The 25294-nt window shown below is 61.0% G+C and carries 23 protein-coding genes; 10 read left to right on the top strand and 13 right to left on the bottom strand.

Translation table 11 applies throughout. The annotated features are described in order from the left end of the window. Positions 1–8: 8 nt before the first annotated feature. The 7 genes from mfd to Q0W88_RS01340 form a co-directional block, all read right to left on the bottom strand. Entirely contained in the window at positions 9–3461 is a 3453-nt protein-coding gene (mfd, locus tag Q0W88_RS01370; RefSeq protein ID WP_297799195.1) for a transcription-repair coupling factor, read from the bottom strand. Between the two features lie 12 nt (positions 3462–3473). Further along, positions 3474–4331 carry a 23S rRNA (adenine(2030)-N(6))-methyltransferase RlmJ gene (gene rlmJ / locus Q0W88_RS01365; RefSeq protein WP_297799194.1) on the bottom strand — a complete coding sequence of 286 codons (858 nt, stop codon included), beginning with the start codon at positions 4329–4331 and terminating at the stop codon, positions 3474–3476. Further along, the gene (locus Q0W88_RS01360) at positions 4332–5852 is read right to left on the bottom strand and encodes a Ppx/GppA phosphatase family protein (RefSeq protein WP_297799192.1); all 1521 of its coding nucleotides are present in this window, start codon (positions 5850–5852) and stop codon (positions 4332–4334) included. Further along, positions 5849–7921, bottom strand: a complete 2073-nt coding sequence (ppk1, locus tag Q0W88_RS01355; RefSeq protein ID WP_297799190.1) for a polyphosphate kinase 1 — start codon at positions 7919–7921, stop codon at positions 5849–5851. The genes Q0W88_RS01360 and ppk1 overlap by 4 nt, the downstream gene beginning before the upstream one ends. Before the next feature lie 53 nt (positions 7922–7974). Next, positions 7975–9279 carry a phosphate regulon sensor histidine kinase PhoR gene (gene phoR / locus Q0W88_RS01350; RefSeq protein ID WP_297799187.1) on the bottom strand — a complete coding sequence of 435 codons (1305 nt, stop codon included), beginning with the start codon at positions 9277–9279 and terminating at the stop codon, positions 7975–7977. 2 nt (positions 9280–9281) lie between these two features. Continuing rightward, entirely contained in the window at positions 9282–9980 is a 699-nt protein-coding gene (phoB, locus tag Q0W88_RS01345; RefSeq protein WP_297799185.1) for a phosphate regulon transcriptional regulator PhoB, read from the bottom strand. 75 nt (positions 9981–10055) lie between these two features. Further along, on the bottom strand, positions 10056–11585 hold the full coding sequence (locus Q0W88_RS01340; protein ID WP_297799274.1) for a M48 family metalloprotease: 1530 nt from the start codon (positions 11583–11585) through the stop codon (positions 10056–10058). A 144-nt stretch (positions 11586–11729) separates the two neighbouring features. Between Q0W88_RS01340 and grxC the strand changes: the two genes are divergently transcribed. From grxC to Q0W88_RS01325, 3 genes are all read left to right on the top strand, one after another. Further along, on the top strand, positions 11730–11990 hold the full coding sequence (gene grxC / locus Q0W88_RS01335; RefSeq protein WP_297799183.1) for a glutaredoxin 3: 261 nt from the start codon (positions 11730–11732) through the stop codon (positions 11988–11990). 44 nt (positions 11991–12034) lie between these two features. Then, complete coding sequence (locus Q0W88_RS01330) at positions 12035–12370, top strand: carboxymuconolactone decarboxylase family protein (protein WP_297799271.1); 336 nt, start codon at positions 12035–12037, stop codon at positions 12368–12370. Between the two features lie 104 nt (positions 12371–12474). Beyond that, on the top strand, positions 12475–13485 hold the full coding sequence (locus tag Q0W88_RS01325) for an isocitrate dehydrogenase (protein ID WP_297799181.1): 1011 nt from the start codon (positions 12475–12477) through the stop codon (positions 13483–13485). A 62-nt stretch (positions 13486–13547) separates the two neighbouring features. On the opposite strand, the gene Q0W88_RS01320 is transcribed toward Q0W88_RS01325, so the two are convergent. From Q0W88_RS01320 to Q0W88_RS01305, 4 genes are read right to left on the bottom strand one after another with little or no spacing between them, the layout of a single operon-like run. After that, entirely contained in the window at positions 13548–14723 is a 1176-nt protein-coding gene (locus Q0W88_RS01320) for a DnaJ domain-containing protein (RefSeq protein WP_297799179.1), read from the bottom strand. Between the two features lie 7 nt (positions 14724–14730). Continuing rightward, positions 14731–15516, bottom strand: a complete 786-nt coding sequence (gene thiD, locus Q0W88_RS01315; RefSeq protein ID WP_297799177.1) for a bifunctional hydroxymethylpyrimidine kinase/phosphomethylpyrimidine kinase — start codon at positions 15514–15516, stop codon at positions 14731–14733. Between the two features lie 3 nt (positions 15517–15519). Further along, on the bottom strand, positions 15520–16917 hold the full coding sequence (locus tag Q0W88_RS01310; RefSeq protein ID WP_297799175.1) for a PhoH family protein: 1398 nt from the start codon (positions 16915–16917) through the stop codon (positions 15520–15522). A 25-nt stretch (positions 16918–16942) separates the two neighbouring features. After that, the gene (locus Q0W88_RS01305; protein ID WP_297799173.1) at positions 16943–17512 is read right to left on the bottom strand and encodes a glycine cleavage system protein R; all 570 of its coding nucleotides are present in this window, start codon (positions 17510–17512) and stop codon (positions 16943–16945) included. A 109-nt stretch (positions 17513–17621) separates the two neighbouring features. Here Q0W88_RS01305 and dapA point away from each other — a divergent pair, with 109 nt between their 5' ends. Both dapA and Q0W88_RS01295 read left to right on the top strand, forming a co-directional pair. Beyond that, positions 17622–18509, top strand: a complete 888-nt coding sequence (dapA, locus tag Q0W88_RS01300) for a 4-hydroxy-tetrahydrodipicolinate synthase (RefSeq protein ID WP_297799171.1) — start codon at positions 17622–17624, stop codon at positions 18507–18509. 14 nt (positions 18510–18523) lie between these two features. Continuing rightward, positions 18524–19018 (top strand): hypothetical protein, encoded by a 495-nt coding sequence (locus Q0W88_RS01295; protein WP_297799169.1) that lies wholly within the window; start codon positions 18524–18526, stop codon positions 19016–19018. Positions 19019–19060: 42 nt separating this feature from the next. Here Q0W88_RS01295 and fdxA read toward each other — a convergent pair whose 3' ends face one another. Next, positions 19061–19384, bottom strand: a complete 324-nt coding sequence (gene fdxA / locus Q0W88_RS01290) for a ferredoxin FdxA (protein WP_297799166.1) — start codon at positions 19382–19384, stop codon at positions 19061–19063. Positions 19385–19473: 89 nt separating this feature from the next. On the opposite strand from fdxA, the gene pcnB reads away from it, so the two are divergent. The 5 genes from pcnB to pgi are packed head-to-tail and all read left to right on the top strand — an operon-like array spanning position 19474 to position 24534. Next, positions 19474–20814 (top strand): polynucleotide adenylyltransferase PcnB, encoded by a 1341-nt coding sequence (gene pcnB / locus Q0W88_RS01285; RefSeq protein ID WP_343212521.1) that lies wholly within the window; start codon positions 19474–19476, stop codon positions 20812–20814. A 6-nt stretch (positions 20815–20820) separates the two neighbouring features. Further along, positions 20821–21339, top strand: coding sequence for a 2-amino-4-hydroxy-6-hydroxymethyldihydropteridine diphosphokinase (gene folK / locus Q0W88_RS01280; protein ID WP_297799164.1), 519 nt, complete (start codon positions 20821–20823; stop codon positions 21337–21339). Beyond that, positions 21320–22150 (top strand): 3-methyl-2-oxobutanoate hydroxymethyltransferase, encoded by an 831-nt coding sequence (panB, locus tag Q0W88_RS01275; protein ID WP_297799162.1) that lies wholly within the window; start codon positions 21320–21322, stop codon positions 22148–22150. Before folK ends, panB begins: the two co-directional genes overlap by 20 nt. Next, positions 22147–22998, top strand: a complete 852-nt coding sequence (gene panC, locus Q0W88_RS01270; RefSeq protein WP_297799269.1) for a pantoate--beta-alanine ligase — start codon at positions 22147–22149, stop codon at positions 22996–22998. Before panB ends, panC begins: the two co-directional genes overlap by 4 nt. A 15-nt stretch (positions 22999–23013) precedes the next feature. After that, entirely contained in the window at positions 23014–24534 is a 1521-nt protein-coding gene (gene pgi / locus Q0W88_RS01265) for a glucose-6-phosphate isomerase (protein WP_297799160.1), read from the top strand. Here the strand turns inward: pgi and queG are convergent. Next, the coding region (gene queG, locus Q0W88_RS01260; RefSeq protein WP_297799158.1) for a tRNA epoxyqueuosine(34) reductase QueG at positions 24518–25294 on the bottom strand (777 nt) is incomplete at its 5' end. The genes pgi and queG overlap by 17 nt on opposite strands.

Below are 25294 nucleotides of genomic sequence, written 5' to 3'. Positions count from 1 at the left end.
TCCGGCAATCATGATCTTGCTCCGAGCTGTGTCAGCAGAGCGCGCAGGAACAGGGCGCGTTGTTCGCCGGATTCGGTTTTGTTGGTGATTTTCAGCCGGTCCGAGCCCTGCATGGCATAGGTCCGGGGATTGCGCTGGATCAGCTGGATGACCGTCATCGGATCGATCGCCGGTTTGGCGGTGAATGCCAGATAGCCGCCACCGTCGTGCAGGTCGATGCGCTGGATGCCGATCTGCTCCGCCATCAGCCGCAATTCGGCGCAGGCAAAAAGCTGCTCGGCCGCCGGTGCCAGCAGGCCGAAGCGGTCGATGATTTCGATCTGCAGTTCCCGCAGATCGGCGGGTGATTTTGCCGAAGCGATGCGCTTATAGAGCATGAGACGGGTATGCACGTCATCGATCATGCTGTCCGGAAGCAGTGCCGGGCTGTGCAGGCTGACTTGGGCGCTGGCCGAGGCCGACGTCAGCACATCGGGAATTTTGCCATCCTTGATCGATGCCACGGCACGCTCCAGATACTGGGCATAGAGGGCAAAGCCGACCTCGGTGATCTGGCCGGATTGGCCTTCGCCGAGCAGCTCTCCGGCGCCGCGGATTTCAAGGTCATGGGTGGACAGAGTGAATCCCGCACCCAGCTCCTCGAGCGAGGCCAGGGCATCGAGGCGCTTGCGGGCATCGGCAGTGATGCGCTTGAGATCCGGGACGATCAAATAGGCATAGGCGCGGTGATGCGATCGTCCGACCCGGCCGCGCAGCTGGTGCAGCTGTGCCAGTCCGAAACGGTCGGCCCGGTTGATGATGATGGTATTGGCGCTGGGAATATCGATGCCGGATTCGATGATGGTCGTCGAGACCAGAATGTTGAAACGCTGCTTGTGGAAATCGAGCATGACCTTTTCCAGCTGACGCTCCGGCATCTGTCCATGGGCGATGCGGATACGGGCATCCGGCAGCAGGGTTTCGAGGTCCCGTGCCGTCTTCTCGATGGTATCGATATCGTTGTGCAGGAAATACACCTGACCGCCGCGCGCCAGTTCACGCTGGAATGCCTCGAGCAGGATAGTAGTGTCCCACGGGCAGATGAAGGTCTTGACCGCGACGCGATGGGCCGGCGGGGTGCCGATGATGGACAGCTGGCGCAGGCCGCTCATCGCCATGTTCAGCGTGCGCGGTATCGGCGTGGCGGTCAGCGTCAGCAGATGGACATCGGCCTTGAGCGCTTTCAGTGCTTCCTTGTGACGCACGCCGAAGCGCTGTTCCTCGTCGACGATGACCAGACCGAGGCGTTCGAAGGCGACATCCTTCTGCAGCAGCCGGTGCGTGCCGATGATCACATCGATTTTTCCGACGGCCAGAAGTTCAAGGGCCTGTTTGATTTCTTTGGTGCTCTTGAACCGGGAAAGGACCTCGATGCGGACCGGCCAGTCCGCGAAACGGTCGCTGAAATTCCGGAAGTGCTGCTCGGCCAACAGGGTAGTGGGTACCAATACGGCCACCTGCTTTCCGGCCATGGCCGCGACGAACGCAGCCCGCAGCGCCACTTCGGTCTTTCCGAAGCCGACGTCGCCGCAGACCACGCGGTCCATCGGGTGCGGCATCGCCATGTCCGAAAGCACCGCGTTGATGGCCTGTTCCTGGTCGGGGGTTTCCTCGAACGGGAAACCAGAGGCGAAGCGCTCATAGAGTGCGCGCTCGGCGTCCAGCGCGAAACCCTCCTGGGCAAGGCGCCTGGCCTGGATGTCCAGCAATTCAGCAGCGACGTCATGGACTTTTTCCGCCGCTTTGCGCTTGGCCCGATCCCAGGCTTCACCGCCGAGGCTGTGCAGCGGGGCGTGTTCGGTACTGGTGCCCGAGTAACGCGAGACCAGGTGCAGCTGCGCCACGGGAACATAAAGTTTGTCGCCCTTGGCGTACTCGATGCTGAGGAATTCACCGGGCATGCCACCCGTTTCAAGGCTGACCAGACCCTGATACCGGCCGACACCATGGTCTTCATGCACGATCGGCGCGCCGATGCTGATCTCATTGAGATCGCGCAGGATGGCTTCGGGATCCTTCTGCTGGCTTTTCCGGCGCCGGCTTTGACTGACCCGCTCGGGAAACAGCTGGCGTTCGGTCAATACCGTCAGGGCCGGCGACCTGACGCTGAATCCGTCCGACAGTTCGGCATTGGTCAGCATCAGGACATGCGGCAAGGCGGCGGTGAAGGCGTCCTGCCAATCGCCGGCAGTCATGACATCCACTCCGGCATCCTTGAACAGGGTTTTCAGGGATTCGCGACGGCCGGGACTGTCTGCGGCCAGAATCACTTTTCCGGGATAGGCCGACAGGAAGTCGATCAGGGCCTGCCCCGGCTTTCCGGCGGCATCCTGCCATGCGCCGGAGAAAGGCGGCGTCAATGCCAGCGCCGCCGCAGAGGGATAGCCCGGTTCGCCCGCATTCAGCACTTGATAGCGGTGATGCCGGTTGAAGCGCGCCCGCAGGGCTTCCGGCGTGAAGTACAGCTCGGCCGGAGCCAGTACCGGACGTTCGATGTCATGCCGACGCTGCTCATACCGGTCCATGGTCTGCTGCCAGAAATGCTCCGCGGCGCTGAGCACCTCGGGGGCGAGAACCAAATCGAAATCCGGAGGCAGGTAGTCAATCAGACTGGCGGTTTCGGAAAAAAACAGCGGGAGGTAATACTCGATGCCCGCCGGTGCCACGCCTTCCTTCAGGTCGGCATACAGTCCGCAGTTCCGCGGATTGATCTCGAAGCGTTCCAGCAACTGCTCGCGGGCCCGCTTGCAGGCTTGCGCATCCAGGGGGAATTCGCGGGCCGGAAGCAGTTTGACGCTTTTCCGGGACTCGCCCGAGCGCTGGGATTCCGGATCGAAAAGACGCAGCGATTCGATTTCGTCATCAAGCAGTTCGATGCGGATCGGAAGCGCCGAACCTGCCGGGTAAAGATCCAGTATCGCACCGCGGATGGAGAAATCGCCGACATCCATGACCTGCGGGACATGCCGGTAGCCGAATTTCTGGAGACGGCTGCGCTCGGCCTGCAGGTCGAACTTCATGCCGACCGACAAATCCAGCACCTGTGCGGCAATCCAGTCCACCGGCGTGATGCGCTGCATCAGGCTGGTCACCGGAACCACCAGAATGCCCCGGGTGCTTTTCGGCAGACGGTAAAGGCAGTCGATGCGCTGGGAGACCAGATCCGGGTGCGGGCTGAACTGGTCGTAGCTCAGGGTTTCCCAATCCGGGAAATGAAGAATGGGCAGGTCCGTGCGCAAGGCACGCAGGTCCTGTTCCAGCTGCTGTGCATGGTAACTGTCGGGAACCACCACCACCTGCAGGACCGGTTTGGCCATGGCCTGGCTGCGGATGGCATAGGCCATAGCCGCGCCGTTGGGCGGGGCTTGGACCGGTGTGAGAAGGTGGTTGGGCGCTGGGTCGGGCAGCAGGGCGTCGCTCATCGCGCCATTTTATCAGTTCACGGCTTCCGGATTCTCGGTTTTCAGCCATTTCATGGTGAACGAAGCACCGCCGTCATCGAGCAGTTCGGCCAATTGCCGCATGCCCGGATGCAGATCGGCGTCGATACGGAAGGGCGGATTGATCAGCAGCATGCCGCTGCCGTTCATGCGCAGCGGCGAGTTGTCGGGGCGAACCAGCAGTTCGATGGCAAGTACGGTACGGCAGGGCAGCTGTGCCGCCTTGCGCAGGAAGGACTTGATGGAAGCACGCTGTTTGATCGGATACCAGACCGCGTACTGGCCCGTCGGCCAGCGGCTGAGGGCATCCTGCAGGCTCTGCAGGATCTGGAGAAACTCCTGTTCCTGTGCTTCATACGGCGGATCGATCAGAACCAGGCCGCGTCGCGGCGTTGGCGGGAGCAGGGCTTTGATGGCCTGATAGCCGTCCCCGTGCTGGACCTGGACCTTGCTGTCGTGCGCAAACAGCTGCTTGAGCGCATCGGCCTCGCCCTTCTGCATTTCCACACAGACCAGCCGGTCGCCGTCGCGCAGCTGCTGTGCTGTCAACAGGGGAGAACCGGGATAGTTGATCAGGCTTCCGACCGGATTGACCCGTTCCACCTGCTTCAGGTAGTTGTTGAGGACTTCCGGAAGTTTTTTGAGCACGATCAGCTTGAAGATGCCGCCGCGCGCTTCATCGGTTTTCCGTGCCTGCTCGCCCTGGATCAGGTACTGGCCCCGTCCGGCATGGGTGTCCAGAATGAAGAACGGCTTGTCTTTCTGTTTGAGGCGTGCCAGCAACGCCAGAAGGACCATGTGTTTCAGGACATCGGCGTGGTTGCCGGCGTGGAATCCGTGCAGATAGTTCATCTATTTCTCGATGATGGCCAGCGTGATATCCGCGGCTTTCAGGTAGGCGATTTCATTTTCAAGATCGGAACGCGTCAGGGGATGCTGATCCAGCCATTTCCGGGGAATCGCGAGCTGCAGTCTGGATCGTGCGACCGAAAGTTTCAGTTTCGGAATGCTTTCGGCCGAATGGCTGCGGTACAGAAGTACCGAAAGGCGCAGCAGCAGGATGCAGCGCAGTGCGCGGATGGCACGCGTTTCGGTCAGCGTCAGCAGGCTTTTGAAGTGGATGCTGCGGCGCTGGTTCCGGATCAGCACCGCGATCAGGTGCTGTTCCGTCTTGGAGAATCCGGAAATGTCGGAATGATCGATGAGGTAGGATCCATGATGGTGGTGCTGGCTGTGAGCCACGGCCAGACCGATTTCATGCAGCTTGCATGCCCAGACCAGGGCTTCGCGGTCGACCGCGTCGAGATCCCAGAAGCGTCTGGCCTGGTCGAACAGGACCATCGCGTAGTCCTCGACCCGTTGCGCCTGCGCGGTATCGATGGAGTAACGTTCCTGGAGTGCCTTGACCGAATCAAGCCGCGGATCGTGATCCTTGTTGCGCCCGAGAATGTCGAAAAGCGCGCCTTCGCGCAGGGCGTAGTCGCTGGTCTGCATGCGTGCGATGCCGAGCTCTTCGAAAGCCGTCTCCAGAGTCAGCAGGCCGCCGGCGATGGAATGCCGCCGCGACGCCGAAATCTGCGGCCAGCGGATGTTCTGCATGCTTCCGAAATCGATCAGTTCCTGGCGCAGCAGCTGCAGGGTCTTGAGCGTCAGGCTGCCGTCGCTGATGCCTTGATGCCTGGCGATGTCGGACAGCGCTTTGATGGTTCCGGAGGCTCCGTACACTTCCTTCCAGCCCTGTGCGCGGTAAGCACGGACGAACGGCTGCATGTCCACGCCGATCTGCGTCTTGGCTTTCTGCCACTGCCTTGCGTTCCATTTGCCATCGGGAAAGAAGCGGTGCAGGTTGGCGATGCAGCCGATCTGCAGACTTTCGCGCTCGATGATTTCGAAGCCGCGCCCGATGACGAATTCGGTGGAGCCGCCACCGATGTCGATGACCAGGCGTTTGCCCTTTTTCGGCGGTTTGTCGTGCGCAACGCCGAGGTAGATCAGACGCGCTTCTTCGCGGCCGGCGATGATTTCGATGCGGTGCCCGATGGCAGCTTCGGCCTTGGTCAGGAAAGCCCCGGGATTGACCATGGTCCGGATGGTGTTGGTGGCGACCACGCGGACATTGACGGGTTTGACATAAGCCAGCCGCTGTCCGAACAGGGCCAGGCAGTCGAGTGCGCGCTTCGCCGATTTCGGACTGAGGTTCCGGTCCGCATCCAGGCCGTCGGCCAGCATGACGTGTTCCTTGATGCGGTCGATGATGCGCAATTGGCCGAGCACGTGCCGTGCGACGACCATGTGGAAACTGTTGGAACCGAGATCGACCGCGGCCACCAGATCGCCGTCTTTCAGTGCCGGATTGTGGCGGCTGCTTTTCATCGTTTGCGGCAGAGTTCGGAAAGAAGCTGGGCCTGCGCGCAGAAGACCGGCTCGTCATCGGAGCGCACGATCTTGCTGTAGCTGCCATCGGCATTCAGCATCCATGACTGGCAGTTATCGCGGCGGTAATACTCGAGCTCTTCGGTGAACACGCGCTGCGCCAGTTCCGGCTCGAGGACCGGGAAGCAGGTTTCGACCCGGCGCAGCAGATTGCGCTCCAGCCAGTCCGCACTCGAACAGTAAATTTCCGGTTTGCCGTTGTTGCCGAACCAGTACACGCGGCTGTGCTCGAGGAAACGCCCGACCAGCGCTCTCACGCTGATGTTGTCGGACAGACCGGGCACGCCGGGACGCAGACAGCAGGCGCCGCGGACGATCAGTTCGATTTTGACGCCGGCCTGCGAAGCCGCATACAGGGCCTTGATCACATCGGGCTCGTTGATGGCGTTCATCTTGGCGATGATGTGGCCTTTCTTTCCGTCACGGGCGAGTTTCTGCTCGCGCTTGATTTTCTTGAGCAGGCTGGCATGCAGGGTGAACGGCGAGGTCAGCAGGTGCTTGAGCGCGATCGGCTTGCTCAGGCCCGAAAGCTGCTGGAAGATCGAATGGACATCCTGGGTAATGCCGGGATGGCAGGTCAACAGCCCGATATCGGTATAGACCTTGGCGGTGCCGGCATGGTAGTTGCCGGTACCGAGATGCGCATAGCGCCGAAGCGACTTTCCTTCGCGCCGGACGATGAGCATCATTTTGGCATGGGTCTTGAACCCGACCACGCCGTAGATGACCTGCACGCCGGCTTCCTGAAGGCGGTTGGCCAGATTGAGATTGGCCTCTTCATCGAAGCGGGCCCGCAGTTCCACCACCACCGAGACGTCCTTGCCATTGTGTGCGGCGGTGATCAGGTGTTCGATGATTTTGGAGTCCTTGCCGGTACGGTACAGCGTCTGTTTGATGGCCAGGACATGCGGGTCGTTGGCGGCATGCTGCAGCACATCGAGGACGTCGTTGAAGCTCTGGTAAGGATGGTGCAGCAGGATGTCGCCGGCGCGTATGCTGCCGAACGGATCCTCTTCGTCGAGCGTGGAACGGCCCTGCTTGAAGTTCGGAAACTTCAGGTCGGCACGCTTGGCCAGGTCATAGACCTGGATGACCCGGTTGAGGTTGACCGGCCCGTTGATGCGCGATACCGCATTCTCGGAAAGATTGAAGTTTTCCAGCAGGATCTGGACGATCCGGTTCGGGCAGTCCTTGGCGATTTCAAGGCGTACCGCCGGGTTGTAGCCGCGCGAGTGTAGTTCGTCTTTCAGCGCGCTCGCGAGATTCTCGACTTCCTCTTCGTCGACGAACAGTTCGGAGTTGCGGGTGACGCGGAACTGGTAGGCGCCCTTGACCTTCATTCCCGGGAAAAGATCGCCGACGAATTCACTGAGCATTGCCGAGAGGAAAACGAAGTCGTCGCGTCCGCCGGAAACGGATTCCGGCAACTGGATGATGCGCGGCAGGGAACGCGGCGCACGCACGATGGCCAGACCGCCGCGGCGGCCGAAAGCATCCTTGCCGTCAAGAACGACCGCGACATTCAGGCTTTTGTTCAGGATTTGCGGGAACGGATGGGCCGGGTCGAGCGCCAGCGGCGAAAGAATCGGCAGGACTTCCGTTTTGAAATAATGCTGAAGCCAGCGGCGCTGGGCCGCATTCCAGTTGCCGCGGTCGAGAATGCGTACGCCGGCCGCGGCCAGCTCCGGCCTGAGGGTCTCGTTCCACAGGGCATACTGCGCCTTCACCAGCCGGTTCGACAGCAGATAGATCTTGTCCAGCGCCAGCTGCGGATCCATGTTGTCCGGCAGCAGCGGGGCCTTGTACTGAAGCGCGGTTTTGACCGTCGCCGCCCGGATTTCGAAGAACTCATCCAGATTGGTGCAGGATATGCACAGGTATTTGAGGCGCTCGAGCAGGGGGATCGCCGGATCCTGCGCCTGCGCCAACACGCGGAAATTGAATTCCAGCTGCGAAAGCTCGCGGTTGAGGAACAGGTCCGAATCGGAATAATCGTTGATATCGCTCATGCGCTTTCATTCAGTGCCGTTACGGGGAAGCATAGCAGATGCCGCAGGTGCGGTTAAGCCACGCGTGTGGCCGGAAAGCGGCAGAGAAAGCGGCTGCCCTTGCCGGGCGTGCTTTCGATGCGCAGTTCGGCTTGATGCAGATTCAGCACATGTTTGCAGATCGAAAGTCCGAGTCCGGTTCCGCCGAGCTCGCGCGAACGGCTGGTGGACACCCGGTAGAAGCGTTCGGTCAGGCGGCTGATCTGGTCGGCCGGAATGCCGAAACCGGTATCCTGCACCCAGAAATCCAGTCCATCGGCCTCGTTGCGGCGGAAGCCGATGACGATGCGGCCCTCGGCAGGCGTATAGCGCACCGCATTCGACACCAGGTTCGAAAACGCGCTGTGGATGTCCTTCGGCGAACCGATCAGCAGACCGCTGAACTCCGGCTCGAGCCTGATTTCATGCCGGCCCTGGCTCAGGGCCATGGCCTCCTGCTGCAATGTGTGCAGCAGCGCGCCGGTGCTGATGGCTTCTTCCGGCAGGGTGCTTCCGGATTCGAGCCGTGACAGGTTCAGCAGGTCCTCGACCAGATTGTTCATGCGGCTCGACTGTTTCTGCATTTCGGCGATGATGGTCTGCAGCTCCGGACTGTCCTGCTGTTCGATCAGCTCCAGATAGCCGTGGATGACCGTCAGCGGGGTCCGCAGCTCGTGCGAAACATTGGCGACGAAATCACTGCGCATTTGCTCCAGCCGCCGCATCTTGGTGGAGTCGCGCATCACCACCAGGCTGTTCTGGGCAGTGTAGGGCAGCAAAAAAAGATCCAGATAGGCATCGTGCTCGCCGGGCGAGTTCACGTTCAGCAGGGGTTTTTCCGCATCCGCCGTGGTGAACCAGGTTTTCACTTCCTGGCCCAACAGCCGGAACAGGTTGGTGTCTTCCTCGCCTGGGTGCAGTCCGAGCATCCGTTTCGCGGTCTTGTTCGACCACACGAGATATCCCGTTTCGCGGCTCACCACCAGGGCGCCTTCCGGCATGGATCCCGCGGCAAGCCGGTATCCGCGCAGCATCTGGACCAGGCGGCCGATGCGGATGCGGTGTTCCCGGTTCTTTTTGTAAATCAGGGTTTCCAATGCCGCCCAGACGCCCTGGCCATCCGGCTGCGGATTCAATACCCGCGATTCCAGCTGGTCAAGGATGCGACCGAGTTTGCGGTAGGCGCGGACAATCTGGAATACGGTCAGCGCGATGAATGCAATCAGCACACCCCTGCCGCTGCCCAAGGCATAACCGATGGCAAGACCGACGGCATAGGTGAAGCCCCAGAGAATCCAGGATTGCCGCCACGCCAGTGCAGTCAGGGTCGCCTTGGCCATGTTCAGGATGCCGGCGGTTGCCCGACGAAGCGGTAGCCGGCCCCGCGTACGGTTTCGATCATCGATTCCAGCTGGAACGGTTCGAGTACCTTGCGCAGACGGCGGACATGCACATCCACGGTCCGGTCCTCGATGTCGCTGCCGCCGCCCCAGACGAAATCGAGCAGCTGATTGCGGGTATACACCCGGTTGGCATGGCTCATCATGAAATGCAACAGACGGTATTCCGTCGGGCCGAGATGGACTTTCTCCTCACGGACCAGCAGTTTCTGTTGATTGGCATCGAGGCGCAGGGGGCCGACGGCGATCGAACCGTCATCTTCATTCTCACGGCTGCGGCGCAGCACGGCTTTGATCCGCGCCAGAAGTTCACGGGCGGAGAAGGGCTTGACCACATAATCATCGACGCCGCTGTCGAAACCGGCGATTCGATCGGATTCCTCGCCCTTGGCGGTCAGCATGATGATCGGCACATCGCGGGTATTGCTTTCCCGGCGGAAGCGTCGGGCCAGTTCAATGCCGGGGGTGCCCGGAAGCATCCAGTCCAGCAGGATCATGTCGGGAATGCGCTCGGAGATGGCCTGCATGGCCTCTTTGGCGTCCTGGGCGCAGATCGGCTGGTAGGATTGCGTACGAAGGGCATAGGCAATCATGTCACGGATGGCCGGTTCGTCTTCGACAATCAGGATTTGAGCTTGCACGGCAGAACCTTAGTCTCGGGAGTTAAGGCATTACATCCAATCATTATGACGGCTTTATGACAGCCTGTCACAGACTCAGCCGCCCTGTTCTTCCGGTTTGATGCCCTGACGCTTCAGTTCCAGCGAGATCGGCATGAATTCGGCAATCCGGGCCTCCACCCGGGCACGTTGGTAATAATCCAGGTCGTCGTTCCGGAGCAGGGCGTTGAGCTGATTGATGGCGTCATCGACCCGGCCGTTCAGAAAAGCGACTTCGGCATAGGCTTCGGCGGCCCTGAGGGTGTTTCCGGAAAGCTCGTAAGCGCGCGCCAACAGACGTTGGTAGGTGAAATCCTCGCCGTCGCCTCCGAAGCGACGAAGGACCTCCTGGGCCCGCTGCGCTTTCGTGGCATCGTCCTGTTCAAGCAGGAAGTCGGCGTAAGCCAGAAGAGCCGCACGGTTATCCGGGAACTTGGCCAGCAATTGCTCGAATCGGGATTCAGCCAGGACCGGCTTCTTGGCAGCCTGCGCCGCTTGCGCAAGGGCAATTGCGATCCACAGGTGGTCCGGATGCTTTTTATGCAAGTCGGCCAGGATCGCTTCGGCATCATTGCCCTGTCGGTTGGCGATATAGGCCAGGGCCAGTCCATACTGATGGGCTTCGCTGGGTTTGCTTTCATAGCCATCGATGCCGCGCCGGTACTCGATGATGGCGGCGCCGGGGCTGGATGCGGAAAGCACGCGCAGGCGTTCCTTGGCCCACGGGAAATCGCTGCCGGCGGCGGTTTGGCGGAGGGTGTCGGGTCGGGCAAAGTCGGGTAGCAGCGGGTTGTCCGGATTTTTGCCGCCAGCGCCGAGCACCGCGCGGTTATCGCGGATCTTGAGGGCGCGGTCACGGGCTTCGCTGATGCGGGTGGCACTGACCGGATGCGTCCGGAGGTAGTCCGGGGCGGTATAACCCCCGGAATTGGCCCGGCCCACGCTTTCCATCCGGGCGAAGAAATCGGCCAATGCATCCGGGTTGTAGCCGGCCCGGAACAGGGTCTGGATGCCGATGCGATCGGCCTCGGACTCGTTGGAGCGGGTGTAATCGATCTGGCGTTGGATCATCAGGGCCTGGGCGCTCATCATGGCGGCGGCCGAGGCATTATCCGCCGAGTTTCCCGAGCCGCCTGCCGATTGCGCTGCCACGATCATTCCAAGCGCCGCCAGCATGATGGGTATCTGGTCCTTTTTGGCGCGCTCGACCGAACGGATCACGTGCTTCTGGGTGACGTGTGAAATTTCATGGCTGAGCACGCCGGCCACTTCATCTTCGGTCTTGGCAGTCAGAACCAAACCGGCATTGGTGCCGATGTAACCGCCGAGTGTCGCGAAGGCGTTGATCTGCCGCTCGCGCAGCAGGAAGAAGGTATAGGGTTGCCTGGGATTGTCGGAATTGGCGCCCAGCCGGTGGCCCATGGTCTGCAGCCAGGAGTCCAGCAGAGGGTCGTCGAGCACATAGTTCATCTGCCGCAGCTGGTGCAGGGTATAGCCGCCATACTGCGCTTCCTGAGCCGGGGTAATCATTTCCCCGGCGGAAGACCCCAATTCGGGCAGGGTGGTTTCCTGGGCCATGCAGGCCATGCCGGCGCCGCTCAGGGCGACCAGTACGGCCAAAGCCAGTCCGTTCCCGGCAGGGTGTAATTTGTTCATCCGTTATGCACTTGAATTCACTTACACTGGGACTCACATACTAACGCATAGTTCCCCGTCATCCCAAGGACCGTCATGGCCGATATCCTCATCTACAGCGCCGCCGTCTGCCCCTATTGCGTGGCGGCCAAGAATTTCCTGAAATCCAGGGGCTTGGACTACCGCGAAATCCGCATCGACCAGGACGCCGGAGCCCGCAATGAGATGATGACACGGGCCAAGCGCACCTCGGTGCCCCAGATCTTCGTCAATGGTACTCATGTCGGTGGTTTTGACGACATGGTGGCCCTGGACCGTGCCGGAAACTTTCAACCCTTAGTGGAGCAAGCCCCGTGAGCGAACAGGACCGCGTCAAAGCCTTTACCGAGTTCCGCCAGCGCATGAACGAACGCATCCTGGCCGAGGACAATCAGGTGGTCCGGCGCTTTTTCGCGCTTGATACCCAAACCTATAAAGACGGCGCCCTTGACCTGAAAACCAAGGAACTTCTGGGTCTGGTGGCTTCCATGGTGCTGCGCTGCGATGACTGCATCAGTTACCACATCGCCCAGTGCAAGGAGGCCGGGGTCAACCGCGAGGAGTTTTTCGAGGCGTTCTCCGTGGCGCTGGTGGTCGGCGGCTCGATTGTCATCCCCCACCTGCGCCGGGGCGTCGATTTCCTCGACCAGCTCGAGGGGCAGGGCATCCATGCCGTGCCTGAGCACAAGCACGATTGAGCCGAGAGGCCCCGATATGACGGCGGTTTAGGCCCTGTTCGGCTCCGGACGGGGCTAGTCCGCTATAATAGCGGGCTTACTTCAATCCACCCAGGAATCAGCATATGTCGCAGACAATCGCCGTCATCAAAGGAGATGGCATCGGTCCGGAAATCATGGACGCTACCCTGGAGGTGCTCGATGCCCTAAACGTCGGTCTACAGTATGATTTCGTCGATGCCGGCCTGAGTGCCTATGAAAAAACCGGCGAACTGCTGCCGGAAGCCACGCTGGCCGCGATCATCAAACATAAAGTCGCCTTGAAAAGCCCGCTGACCACGCCGGTCGGCGAGGGGTTTTCTTCGATCAATGTCGCGTTGCGCCGTAAATTCGACCTGTATGCCAATGTCCGTCCGGCCATCAGCTTCCCGAACACCAAGTCGCGTTACAGCAACATCGACCTGATCACCGTGCGCGAGAATACCGAAGGCGCCTACATCGGGGAAGGCCAAAGCATTTCCGAGGACGGCGAAACCGCGCTGCTGACCCAGAAAATCACCCGCAAGGGTTCCGAACGCATCGTTCGCTATGCCTTTGAGCTGGCCAAGAACCTCGGACGCAAGAAAATCACCGTGGTACACAAGGCCAATATCCTGAAAACCACCTCCGGTCTGTTCCTGAAAGTGGCGCGCGAAGTGGCTGCAGAATACCCGCAGATCGAATGCAACGAGATGATCGTCGACAACACCTGCATGCAGCTGGTCATGAAGCCGGAGCAGTTCGACGTGATCGTGACCACCAATCTGTTCGGCGACATCATCTCCGATCTGTGCGCCGGTCTGGTCGGCGGTCTCGGCCTGGCGCCGGGCGCCAATATCGGCAAGGACTGTGCCATTTTCGAAGCCGTGCACGGTTCGGCCCCGGACATCGCCGGCAAAGGCATCGCCAACCCCTGCGCGTTGCTGCTCGGCGCTGTGCAGATGCTGGAACACATCGGTCAGGTCGATGCCGGCCGCCGGCTCAAGCAGGCCATCATCGACACCATGAACGACAAAGACCACCTGACGCCGGATCTGGGCGGCACCGGCAGTACGCAGACCTTCGCCGCGGCCATCATCAAGCACATCAAGGCCTGATATTTTCCGTCTCTCAAACAAAAAAAAACGCGCTTCGGCGCGTTTTTTTGATTCCTGAAATCTCAGAACCAGGCCCGCCGGATGCGGACAACTTTCGGGTTGCCCCGGAAATCACGCAGGATGGCGCGCGCGGCCTCCTCGTTTACGGCAACCAGCTCGATGCGTTCGGTTTTGCCTTCGGCATTCTTGACGGTCGCCACGAAGCGGTAAAGTTTGCCGGAATTGGCGGCCGGTGCCTCCGGAGCATTGACAGGCGCGGCTGAGCTGACCGTTGAGGGTGCTGTCACGGGTTTCGGTTGTTTGACCGGAGCGATTTGTTTCGCGTTAGCTCCCACGACCGGTGTACCGGTATTTTTCACCATGTCCGCGCGCACATAATCGCCGTCAAAGCCCGTTCCGGCCCCGTGGTAGGCCTGGCAGCCGGAGGTGTTTACATTCAAGGTGCCGGACTTGATGCTGAAAACGATGCTGCAGCCGTATTCCTGGTTGAAGAAAAGCGCATAGCCGTTACGGAATTCCGCGACACCGTAAACCTCGCCGATTTTACCCGGAGCTTTGCTGTCCAGTTGGAACACCAGGCTATTGGCGGATTTCTTCTGGATCTCCAGTTTCTGCCATTTTGCCGAGGTATCCACGCCGCCATGCCAGCTGCCGAGGTAATTCTCCAGTGCCACGCGGTCGTGATCCGGTATGGCGATTTCAGCCACCTCCGTTGCCTTGACTTCACTCCGGGATGGTTCTGCAGGGGGCTGTATTACGGCGTTATCCGCAGAATCCGAAGCGACCGCTACCGGCGGTTCAGGCGTATTCCGGCCCTTGTAGAGCCAGAACAGGCCGGCCACTCCCAGAACAAGGAGAGCTGCAGCAGTAAGCCGGAATTTCCCGGGTGCGTCGGCCGATTCGGGCGCAACAGGGGCCGGAATGTTGCCAGTACTTTGATTCGGGTCTTTGGCGCGGGGATTGGCGGCTGGCGGTGTTTTGATCGGCGATGCCGGCAACTTGGGTCCGTTTTTGGCCCGTTCCTGTTCCTGCAGCCAGAGGTCGTAAGCCGCTCTCTGATCCGGATCGGAAAGTACGGCATGTGCATCGCCGATGGCCTTCAGGTAGCGTGAAGGATCGGCATTGGGGCGGAGCTCGTCACGGCACTTCTGGACCAGGCGCTCGTAGGCTTCGGTGATCGCAGCCGGTTTGGCATTGCGGCTGACATTCAGGGTGTCGTAGTGCGATTTGTTGTGCATGGTTACGTTACTGGAGGTGTTTCAAAACCGATAATCCGCTGGTTCCGGGATTGTAAGCGCTTTTCAGAGCCTTGAACACGTAATCGCCAGCGGCTTCACAGGCCTCCGGCAGGGGTTTCTTCAGCGCCAGATTGGCGGCGATGGCCGCCGCCAACGTACAACCGGTTCCGTGGCCGGAGACCTTCAGCCGCGTGTGCTCGAACTCGAACAGGGCTTTACCGGTGTCGAGCCGGTCGATGACTTTCTTCCCCGACAGGTGTCCGCCTTTGAGCAGCACCGCATTCGCACCCATGGCCAGCAACTCGACCAATGCGCCTTCAGCCTGTTCGTCGTTGTCGATGGCATGGTCGAGCAGCAGCACGGCTTCGTCGATGTTGGGGGTGATGACCGTGGCTATTGGTAACAGGCGGTCGACCAGTTTCCGGATGGCACGGGGTTCCAGCAGGGTGTGTCCGGAGCTCGACACCATCACCGGGTCGAGCACGACGGATTTCGGACGGTAGCGCTCCAGCGCGTCGGCGACGGTGTCGATGATGCGTGCATTGGCCAGCATGCCGATCTTTACCGCGCGCACATCGAAATCCGAAAACACCGAATCAAGCTGGGCTTTGAGAAAAGCGGGCGGCGGTACATGGATGGCCTGCACGCCGCGGGTGTTCTGGGCGGTGAGGGCGGCAATCGCCGACAGGCCGTGCAGGCCATGTGCGGCGAAGGTTTTCAGGTCGGCCTGGATGCCGGCACCGCCGCCGGAGTCGGATCCGGCGATGGTGAGCACGGACGGGACCCGCGCCATGGCTTACAACACCTCGGAGGCGTAATCGGCCAGACGTGAGCGTTCACCGCGGCGCAGGGTGATGTGCGCGGAATGCGCCCAGTTCTTGAAGCGGTCGACCGCGTAAGTCAGACCCGAGGTCGTTTCGGTCAGGTAGGGCGTATCGATCTGTTCGACATTGCCCATGCAGATGATCTTGGTGCCGGGGCCGGCGCGGGTAATCAGGGTCTTCATCTGTTTCGGGGTCAGATTCTGCGCTTCGTCCACAATCAGCCATCGGCTCAGGAAAGTGCGTCCGCGCATGAAGTTCATAGCCCGGATTTTGATGCGCGAGGCCAGAAGTTCGTTGGTGGCGCCGCGCCCCCACGAGTTCTGCTCCTGGGTGTTGGTCAGCACTTCCAGATTGTCGGTCAGGGCGCCCATCCAGGGCGTCATCTTCTCTTCCTCGGTACCGGGCAGGAAGCCGATGTCCTCGCCGACCGAGACCGTGGCGCGGGTCATGATGATTTCGCGGTAACGCTGGCTGTCCATGGTCTGGGTCAGGCCGGCCGCCAATGCCAGAAGCGTCTTGCCGGTGCCGGCGGTGCCGAGCAGGGTGACCAGGTCGATTTCGGGATCCATCAGGGCATTGAGCGCGAAGTTCTGTTCGCGGTTGCGGGCGCCGACGCCCCAGACCTGATGCTGGGGTGTCCGGTAATCATCGACGATCTGCAGCACGACCTTGTCGCCATCCATGCGGCAGACCCGCATTTCGACCTCGTCATCGCCCGGCATGTACAGGAACTGGTTGATGAACCAGTCCTCATCACGCGCACGCAGAATTTCATAGTAAGTGCGGCCCTTGTCGGTCCAGGAGCGCAGGTTGCCCTGATGGCGTTCCCAGAAGTCGGCTTCCAGTTCACGTACGCCGGTGAACAGCAGATTGAAATCGTCGATGGCGCGGTCGTTCTCGTAATCCTCGGCGGCGACACCGCAGATCGAGGCTTTGATGCGCAGATTGATGTCCTTGGAGACCAGAACCACCGGAACGCCGGGGTTGTCTTCCTTCAGCTGCAGTATTGAGCCAAGAATGAGGTTGTCGGGCAGTACGGTACCGAAGCGCTTGCCGGCTTCGACCTGCTTCAACTGGAAGTGGAGCTTGCCGACGCTCTGTTCGGCCCGCAGGTTGAGGCCTTTCGGCTGGACCAGGGTTATGCCCTCGGCGATGTCGCGGCTACCGTGCGATTCGACCAGCTCGTTGAGGAACCGGCTGACCTGCCGGGCGTTGCGTGAGGATTCGGAGTGGCCTTTCTTGCCGTTATCCAGTTCCTCAAGGACCATCATGGGAATGAAAACATCGTGTTCTTCGAACTTAAACAGCGCGGTTGGATCATGCATCAGGATATTGGTATCGAGGACATAGATGCGCTTGCTGCGGGTCATTGATTCTTCCTTAGTGGGGGAAAGGTCAGTACTTCATTGGATCCATGATCGCGTCGAGGTTCAGATGGTCGCAGAACTCCATAAAATCATCGCGCAGTGCCGCGATGTGCATGTTGGCGGGAATGCCGATGGTCAATTGCGCGGTGAACATGGAGGCGCCGGTGTGCATGGCCTGATAGCCGTTGGACTGCATGTTTTCGATGGTGATGCCCTGCCGGTCGAAGAAGTCGGCGAGCTGGAACAGGATGCCGGGCTTGTCCGCCGCCACCACTTCCACCAGGTAAGGCAGAAGGTTGCTCTGCATAGGTTTCGGACCGGTGCGGTAAAAAGTCAGTTTGATGTCGTGTTCGCGCTCGAACTTGCCGAGCAGGGATTCCAGTTTCACGATGCTGTCCCAGCTGCCGGTGGCCAGGGCGACCAGCGACACGTCCCGGCCGACGGTGGCCAGGCGCGTGTCGACCAGGTTGCATCCGGATTCGGAAATGCGGCGGGAAACCATCAGCAACGGCGAATTCGGATAGGTGCTGTAGGCGCTGATCAGCAGGTGGTTGCCGGAAGCGGGGGAGGCAGGCGAAGCGGTTTCGTGTTCGTTCAAGTGGCGTTCCTGCGACACGGAAATCTGTGTCAGAATATTAAAGACAGAATAGAGTCTTGATGGCGGTCCGGCAAGCCCCGGCCCGTATTTAATTCCAAGGAGCCTGAAAGTGCAGTTGCAAGGCAGTATTACCGCGCTAACCACCCCGTTTACCGAGTCCGGAATGCTTGATCTCGGTGCCTGGCGCGCCCAGATCGACATGCAGATCCGCAGCGGCAGCGCCGCCATCGTGGTCGCCGGTTCCACCGGCGAAGCCGCAACCCTCAGTGACGAAGAATACGCTCAACTCATTGAATTGGCGGCGATTCGAGTTTCCGGCCGGATTCCTGTATTGGCCGGAACCGGTCTGTCTTCAACCGCCAAGACCATCCGCCAGACCAAACTCGCCAAGGACAGCGGCGCCGATATCGCGCTGGTGGTTACTCCGCCCTATGTTCGCCCGACCCAGGCCGGTTTGCATGCCCATTACGGCGCTGTGGCCGACGCTTCCGGAATTCCGGTCGTGCTTTACAACGTACCAGGCCGGACCGGGTGCGATCTGCAGCCGCAGACGGTCGCCCGTCTGTGCAGTCACGGCAACATCATCGGGTTCAAGGAGGCGGTCGGTGATGAAGAACGCTGGCAGGAACTGTATCCCCTGGCATCGCCAGCATTCAGCCTGCTGAGCGGCGACGACCCCACGTTCGTGCGGGCCATCGCCGGTGGTGCCCAAGGCGTGATTTCCGTGGCATCCAACGTGGTGCCCGCCGCCTTCGCCCGCATCTGCCAGCTGCTGCAGGACCGCAATGTCGCCGGCGCCCAGGTGCTGGATGCCGGTTTGCGGAACCTTTACGATTTCCTCGGTGTCGAACCGAATCCGGTACCCGTGAAAGCATTGATGCGGCTGATGGGATTCGGCCACGGCCTGCGCCTGCCGCTGTTGCCGCTGTCGGAGTCCCATGCCGGCGAGGCGCAACGGATGCTGGAATTATGCAAAACTATCGAACAATCCATCTGAGACTAGGACACATAATGAACGGTTTCGTCAAAATCGGTACACGCGCCGCGCTTATGGTCGTCGTGCCGGCCCTGCTGCTTTCGGGTTGCGGCTGGCATTTGTTCAACAAGAAGTCCGAGTATGAAGGTGTGGAATTGACCAAGCCGCTGGCCATTCCGCCGGACCTGAGCAAGCCCAATGACCGCGAGGCGCTGAAGATTCCACCCAAGAGTGCCGTCGGCATCAATGCGGTATCCATGGAAATCGTACGCAGCATCAACGTCAATGCGGATGTCGCGACCACCTGGAAACGCGTCGGCAGCGCTTTGGGGCAGATCGAAGGCGTCGAAATCCTGAGTGCGGTCGAGGGCATTTCCAGCTATGAAGTGTCCTACGGCAGTGAAACCATGCTGATATCGGTGCAGAGCAATGCCGGGAAATCCCGCGTCGTAGCGCTCGGTCCAGACGGCGCAGGCAATGAGAGTGCGGCTTCGGGCCAGCTGCTGGCGCGGCTCAAACAGAAGCTCTGAGCGGAGCATGATGCATGTAAAGAGCGCCTTCCGGCGCTCTTTTCATTTCTGCAGGAACTGCAGCTTATCGGTCTTGCCGTCCCATTCCGCGGCATCCGGAAGGGCGTCGCTGCGCGTGGTGATGACCGGCCATTGGGCGGCCAATTCGGCATTCAGTGCCACGAAATGTTCCTGGCCGGCGGGCACATCATCTTCCGGAAAAATCGCCTTGGCAGGACACTCCGGTTCACACAGGGTGCAGTCGATGCACTCGACAGGATCGATGACCAGGAAATTCGGACCTTCGTGGAAACAGTCAACCGGGCAGACTTCGACGCAATCGGTGTATTTGCAGCGGATGCAGTTTTCGGTCACGACAAATGGCATAAATCACCTAATGGGAGTGAAAACCCTTAAAATGGCCCATCTGCCACAGGGTTAGCGTTCGTGAATATTTTACTGCATTTGGGAGCGCCATGAGCGATCCCCAAGGATCCGGTCAAGGGGCGGTCATCGCCCGCGCCGACCACGGCGTTTCGCGCAAGGACATCAGCCCGAATGCCCTGCGGGTTCTTTACAAGCTCCGTGATGCCGGCTTCGAGGCCTATATCGTCGGCGGCGCCGTCCGTGACCTGCTGATCGGCGGCCACCCCAAGGATTTCGATGTGGCCACCAATGCCACCCCCGAGCAGGTGCGTGCCCAATTCCGCAATTGCCGCCTGATCGGCCGCCGGTTCCGGCTGGCGCACATCATGTTCGGCCAGGAAATCATCGAAGTCGCGACATTCCGTGCTTCCGGGGATGATGATACCGCGCTCGTCGATCGCCAGGTCCACGAGGAAGGCCACCTCATCCGTGACAATGTCTACGGAACACTGGAGGAAGACGCCTTCCGCCGGGATTTCACCGCCAACGCGTTGTATTACACCGTCGAAGATTTCAGCGTACGCGACATCGTCGGGGGCTATGCCGATGTGCAGGCCCGCATTCTGCGGCTGATCGGCGATCCGGTCACCCGATACCGCGAAGATCCGGTCAGGATGCTGCGGGCCGTGCGTCTGGCGGCAAAACTCGACTTCAGCATCCACGCCACCGCCGCCGAACCGATTCCCGAGCTGGCCGGTCTGTTGGCCAGTGCGTCGTCGGCCCGTCTATTCGATGAATGCCTGAAAATTTTCCTGGCCGGCAGCGCCGAAAAGAGTTTCCTCCTGCTGGAGCGTTTCGCGCTTCTCGATGTGCTGTTTCCGGATACTGCCAAAGCACTGCAGACCAACCGCACCGGCGCATTGCGCGACATGCTGTTGGAATCCCTGAGACAGACCGATGCCCGTGTCAACGCCGGCAAATCGGTTGCTCCGGGGTTCCTGTTCGCCTGCCTGCTGTGGCCGGCCTATTGCCGCGAGCTGGCGATCCTGCAGAATTCCGGGGCCGAGCTCAGCGTTGCCCAGCAGCGCGCCGCCGACCGCGTCACCCTGCGTCAGGTCGAGCGTATCGCCATACCGCGCCGGTTCTCGTTGCCGATGCATGAAATCTGGCAACTGCAGACCCGATTCAGCCAACGCACCCGCAAGCGCGTATTCCGTCTTCTCGCCCATCCGCGCTTCCGCGCGGCGTTCGATTTTCTGGCGCTTCGCGCCACCGGCATCCCCGAATTGGCCGAAGAAGTGCAATTCTGGGAACAGGCACAGACCATGGCGCCGGAACAGCTGGCACAGATCATTCCCGGCCAAAGCAAACCCGCCATCGGCGGCGAGAGCGCCCATGTGCCGCCCAAGCGCCGGCGGCGGCGCAGCAAACCGAAAACCACCGACGGTTGAGTGTCGATGACGGTGCGCGCGTTCATCGGATTGGGCGGCAACCAAGGCGATGTGCCGGCACGGTTCCGCTCGGCTCTCGAGGCGATCGCGATGCTGCCGAAGACACGGATCGCTGCCGTATCGGGTCTCTATTCCAGTCCGGCTTGGGGCGGCATGCTCCAGGACGATTACACCAATGCCGTCATCGAAGTCGACACCGCATTGGCGCCGGAGGCGCTGCTGGATGCATTGCTGGCCATTGAACAGGCCCATGGCCGGGACCGCAGCGCCGGACCACGCTGGGGTCCGCGTCCCCTGGACTGCGATATCCTGCTGTACGCGGACACGGTAATCGATGGCGGACGGCTTCAGGTGCCGCATCCACGCATGGCGGAACGTGCTTTCGTTCTGCTACCCTTGGCGGAAATCGCCCCTGACCTGTGCATTCCCGGTTTGGGGGCTTTGAAGCCGCTTCTCGAACGTATTTCCGAACAACCGATACGGCGCATCGCCGAAGGATTACCGCATGTACACCAGCCCTGCTGATACGCCCAGTCGCCGCGCGCGGACCGTGCCCGATCTGCGCCGGATGAAGGCGGCCGGGGAACGCATCGCCAGCTTGACCGCCTACGACGCCAGTTTCGCGCGGGTCATGGATGCAGCCGGCATCGATGCCGTGCTGGTCGGCGATTCACTCGGCATGGTGGTGCAGGGCGGAGTCAACACGGTGTCGGTCAGCGTCGAGGACATGGTCTATCACAGCCGCTGTGTGGCCCGTGGCCTGCAGCACGCCTTGCTGATCGCCGATATGCCTTTCCAGAGCTACGCCTCACCGGAACGCGCCATCGATGCGGCCAGTGCGCTTCTGGCCGAGGGACTGGCCAGCATGGTGAAACTGGAGGGTGCCGGATTCGTACTGGACGCAATCGAGTATCTGAGCGCCCGCGAAATTCCGGTCTGTGCCCATCTTGGATTGACGCCGCAATCGGTATTGCGCATGGGCGGTTTCAAAGTCCAGGGCCGGGACGCCGATGCGGCGCAGGCATTGCTGGCTCAGGCGAAGCAGGTCGAAGCGGCCGGGGCCCAGCTGCTGGTGCTTGAATGCGTGCCTTCCGTTCTGGCCGCTGAAATCACCCGCAGTCTGGAAATTCCCACCATCGGCATCGGCGCGGGACCGGATTGCGATGGCCAGATTCTGGTGTCCTACGATGCACTGGGAATCAATTCCGGCCACCGCCGTCCGCGCTTCGTCAAGGATTTCCTGAAAGGCCGCGATTCCATTGAATCGGCGTTCCAGGCGTATGTCTCCGAGGTTAAAAGCGGTGCCTTTCCGCAGGCTGAGCACGGCTACGCCTGATGCAGACCTTCCGTGATCTCGCCGCGTTGCGCGAATGCATCGGCACCTGGAAGCGTGATGGCCTTCGGGTCGGCTTCGTGCCGACCATGGGCAATCTGCATGCAGGCCATTACGCCTTGGTTGAATTGGCCCAGCAACATTGCGATGCGGTCGTCGCCAGCATTTTCGTAAACCCGACGCAGTTCGGGCCGAACGAGGATTACGCCCGCTACCCGCGGACCGAACAACGCGATGCCGACGGGCTGGCGCAGGCCGGGGCGGCGGCGCTGTTTTTGCCGTCGGTGGATGTGATGTATCCCTTCGGGGCCATCGGCTGCGTCCAGATGCACGTGCCCGGCATCACCGACATCCTCTGCGGCGCGCACCGTCCGGGCCATTTCAACGGCGTGGCCACGGTGGTGGCGCGCCTGTTCAATATGGTGCAGCCTGACTGTGCGGTGTTCGGCCGCAAGGACTACCAGCAATTGCAGGTCATCCGTTACATGGCCGGTGAACTCAGTTTCCCGGTAGAGATCATTCCGGCACCGACCCTGCGTGAGCCTTCCGGGCTGGCCATGAGCTCGCGGAACCAGTATCTGAGCGACCCCGAGCGCGAGTCTGCGACGGCGATCTACCGTACCCTGCAGCAGATGCGTGCGGCCTGCATCGCCGGCGTGCCGGTCGCCCAGATTGAGCGCGATGCCGAAACCGCCCTGCAGGCCCTCGGATTCACCGTGGACTATGCGGAAATCCGATCGGCTGCGCTGGCACCGGCCAGCCGAGCAGCGGACAACAAGCGGGTGGCGCTGATCGCCGCTTTCCTCGGGCGCACGCGCCTGATCGACAATCTCGAATTCGAAATCCCCTGAACAAGGAATCATGGCATGTGGAATGAACAGGACTGGCAGGCCTTGGCGGAACATGCACAGCGATGCCGGCAACAGCCGATTGCAGCACTGATTGCCGCCGAACCCGGACGCAACACCGCTTTTGCCCGGCGGCTCGGACCCCTGTATTGCAATTTCGCCCGTCAGCATCTGGATGCCCGGGCTTTGTCCGATATGCAGCGTCGTCTGCTCGACTCCGGCATCCGGACAAAGGTACGCGAGCTTTTTGACGGTGCCCGCATCAACCGCAGCGAGGACCGTGCCGTTCTGCACACCGCACTGCGCAGCGATCTGGGCGTAACAGCAGAGGCGCGCTCGGCCCATGCAGGCGCCCGGGACGTATTGGATTCCATGGAAGCATTGACGGAGCGGCTGAAATCCCGGGGCATCACCGATATCCTCAGCGTCGGCATCGGCGGATCCGATCTCGGTCCGCGACTGGTGCTCAATGCTTTGGCGGAATTCGGCAATGGCGGTTTTAATGTGCATTTCCTCAGCTCCGCCGACGGCATGTATCTGGACCGCTACATGAATGCGCTGGATCCGGAAAAAACCGCGGTCCTGCTGGTCAGCAAGAGTTTCGGCACCCAGGAAACACTGATCAATGGCGCGGCGCTCAAGGCCTGGGTCGGTGATTCGGAACGGGTATTCGCCATTACCGCCAACGGTGCCCGTGCCGAAGCATTCGATGTGCCGCCGCACAACATCCTGCCGATCTGGGATTGGGTCGGCGGCCGCTTTTCGGTGTGGTCGGCCGTGGCCTTTCCGGTGGTGCTCGGTCTGGGCATGCCGGTGTTCCGCGAATTCCTGCGCGGCGCCGCCGCCATGGATGCCCATTTCCTGGAGGCGCCGATCGAAGACAATCTGGTGCATTGGCAGGCGCTGATGTCGGTCTGGAACCGTAATGCCATGGGCTACGGTACGCAGGGCATCATTCCCTACGACGAGCGTCTGGAACTGCTGCCGGCGCATCTGCAGCAGGTGATCATGGAAAGCCTCGGCAAATCGGTTACCGTCGATGGCGAGGATTGCCCGCAGGCCACCAGTCCGGTGCTGATGGGCGCCAGCGGCAATCCCAGCCAGCACAGTTTCTTCCAGTATCTGCAGCAGGGCATCGGCACGGTGCCGCTGGACATCCTCGGGGTAATCAAGTCCGGCCACTGCCAGCCGACCAACCATCATTTCATCCTGGCCAATCTTCTGGCGCAGGCCGAATCCCTGGCCAACGGCCAGCCCAGCGAGGATCCGCAGCGCCGCTATCCGGGCAACCGTCCGTCAACGGTGATGCTGCTCGACGAGCTTACCCCGTATGCACTCGGCATGCTGTTGGCGCTCTACGAGCACAGTGTGTTCGTGCAGTCGCAGATCTGGGGCATCAATGCCTTCGATCAATGGGGGGTTGAACTGGGCAAAAACATCGCTACCGGATTGATGCCCTATGTCGAAGGCGAGCAGACCGATTTTTCGGGAGTGGATCCGGTAACGCGCGAGCTTCTCGGGGTCATGCACCGGAACTGAGTTTCGTTTCAAGGCGCTGCAACGCCCATTGCGCATGTTCACGCACGACCGGATCGGCATGGTCGCATTTTCCGCGCAGGGCATCCAGGTGCTCCGGAGTCGGAGCGGCGTTGCCCAGTGCCACCGCCAGATTGCGCAGCCAGTTGATGTAACCGGTGCGCCGGATGGCCGAACCTTCGGTGCGCTGCAGGAATTCGGCCTCCGTCCAGGCGAACAATTCCAGCAGGCTGGCCTCATCCAGGCGGTTCCGGACCGCGAAGTCGGGTTCGGCATGGACTTTGGCGAATTTGTTCCAGGGGCAGACCAGCTGGCAGTCATCGCAGCCGAAGATGCGGTTGCCTATGGCTTCGCGGAATTCTTCGGGAATGCTGCCCTGATGCTCGATGGTCAGATAGCTGATGCACCGCCGCGCATCCAGCCGGTTCGGCGCGATGATGGCACCGGTCGGGCAGATGTCGATGCAGCGCGTGCAGGTTCCGCAATGGCCCTGCGGCGACAATGACGTGCCCGGCAACGGAAGGTCGGTGTAGATTTCGCCCAGGAAGAACCAGGAGCCTTCATCCTTGTCGATCAGGCAGGTGTGCTTGCCGATCCAGCCCAGGCCCGCGTTGCGGGCCAGAGCCCTTTCCAGTGACGGCGCCGAATCCACCAGGACGCGGTAACCGAAGCGGCCGACTTCGGACGCGATGAACTCTGCCAGCTGTTTCAGGCGTTGCCGCATCAGTTTGTGGTAATCGCGGCCGAGTGCATAGCGCGCGAC

Source organism: Arenimonas sp. GDDSR-1, from assembly GCF_025980345.1.
Taxonomy (GTDB): domain Bacteria; phylum Pseudomonadota; class Gammaproteobacteria; order Xanthomonadales; family Xanthomonadaceae; genus Arenimonas.
This window is presented reverse-complemented; position numbering and strand designations above follow the sequence as displayed.

Excerpts from the sequence above, each read along its gene's own strand:
- mfd (WP_297799195.1), bottom strand. The coding sequence starts at position 3,461 with ATGAGCGACGCCCTGCTGCCCGACCCAGCGCCCAACCACCTTCTCACA.
- rlmJ (WP_297799194.1), bottom strand. The coding sequence starts at position 4,331 with ATGAACTATCTGCACGGATTCCACGCCGGCAACCACGCCGATGTCCTG.
- Q0W88_RS01360 (WP_297799192.1), bottom strand. The coding sequence starts at position 5,852 with ATGAAAAGCAGCCGCCACAATCCGGCACTGAAAGACGGCGATCTGGTG.
- ppk1 (WP_297799190.1), bottom strand. The coding sequence starts at position 7,921 with ATGAGCGATATCAACGATTATTCCGATTCGGACCTGTTCCTCAACCGC.
- phoR (WP_297799187.1), bottom strand. The coding sequence starts at position 9,279 with ATGGCCAAGGCGACCCTGACTGCACTGGCGTGGCGGCAATCCTGGATT.
- Q0W88_RS01340 (WP_297799274.1), bottom strand. The coding sequence starts at position 11,585 with ATGGCCTGCATGGCCCAGGAAACCACCCTGCCCGAATTGGGGTCTTCC.
- grxC (WP_297799183.1), top strand. The coding sequence starts at position 11,730 with ATGGCCGATATCCTCATCTACAGCGCCGCCGTCTGCCCCTATTGCGTG.
- Q0W88_RS01330 (WP_297799271.1), top strand. The coding sequence starts at position 12,035 with ATGAACGAACGCATCCTGGCCGAGGACAATCAGGTGGTCCGGCGCTTT.
- Q0W88_RS01325 (WP_297799181.1), top strand. The coding sequence starts at position 12,475 with ATGTCGCAGACAATCGCCGTCATCAAAGGAGATGGCATCGGTCCGGAA.
- Q0W88_RS01320 (WP_297799179.1), bottom strand. The coding sequence starts at position 14,723 with ATGCACAACAAATCGCACTACGACACCCTGAATGTCAGCCGCAATGCC.
- thiD (WP_297799177.1), bottom strand. The coding sequence starts at position 15,516 with ATGGCGCGGGTCCCGTCCGTGCTCACCATCGCCGGATCCGACTCCGGC.
- Q0W88_RS01310 (WP_297799175.1), bottom strand. The coding sequence starts at position 16,917 with ATGACCCGCAGCAAGCGCATCTATGTCCTCGATACCAATATCCTGATG.
- Q0W88_RS01295 (WP_297799169.1), top strand. The coding sequence starts at position 18,524 with ATGAACGGTTTCGTCAAAATCGGTACACGCGCCGCGCTTATGGTCGTC.
- fdxA (WP_297799166.1), bottom strand. The coding sequence starts at position 19,384 with ATGCCATTTGTCGTGACCGAAAACTGCATCCGCTGCAAATACACCGAT.
- pcnB (WP_343212521.1), top strand. The coding sequence starts at position 19,474 with ATGAGCGATCCCCAAGGATCCGGTCAAGGGGCGGTCATCGCCCGCGCC.
- folK (WP_297799164.1), top strand. The coding sequence starts at position 20,821 with ATGACGGTGCGCGCGTTCATCGGATTGGGCGGCAACCAAGGCGATGTG.
- panB (WP_297799162.1), top strand. The coding sequence starts at position 21,320 with ATGTACACCAGCCCTGCTGATACGCCCAGTCGCCGCGCGCGGACCGTG.
- pgi (WP_297799160.1), top strand. The coding sequence starts at position 23,014 with ATGTGGAATGAACAGGACTGGCAGGCCTTGGCGGAACATGCACAGCGA.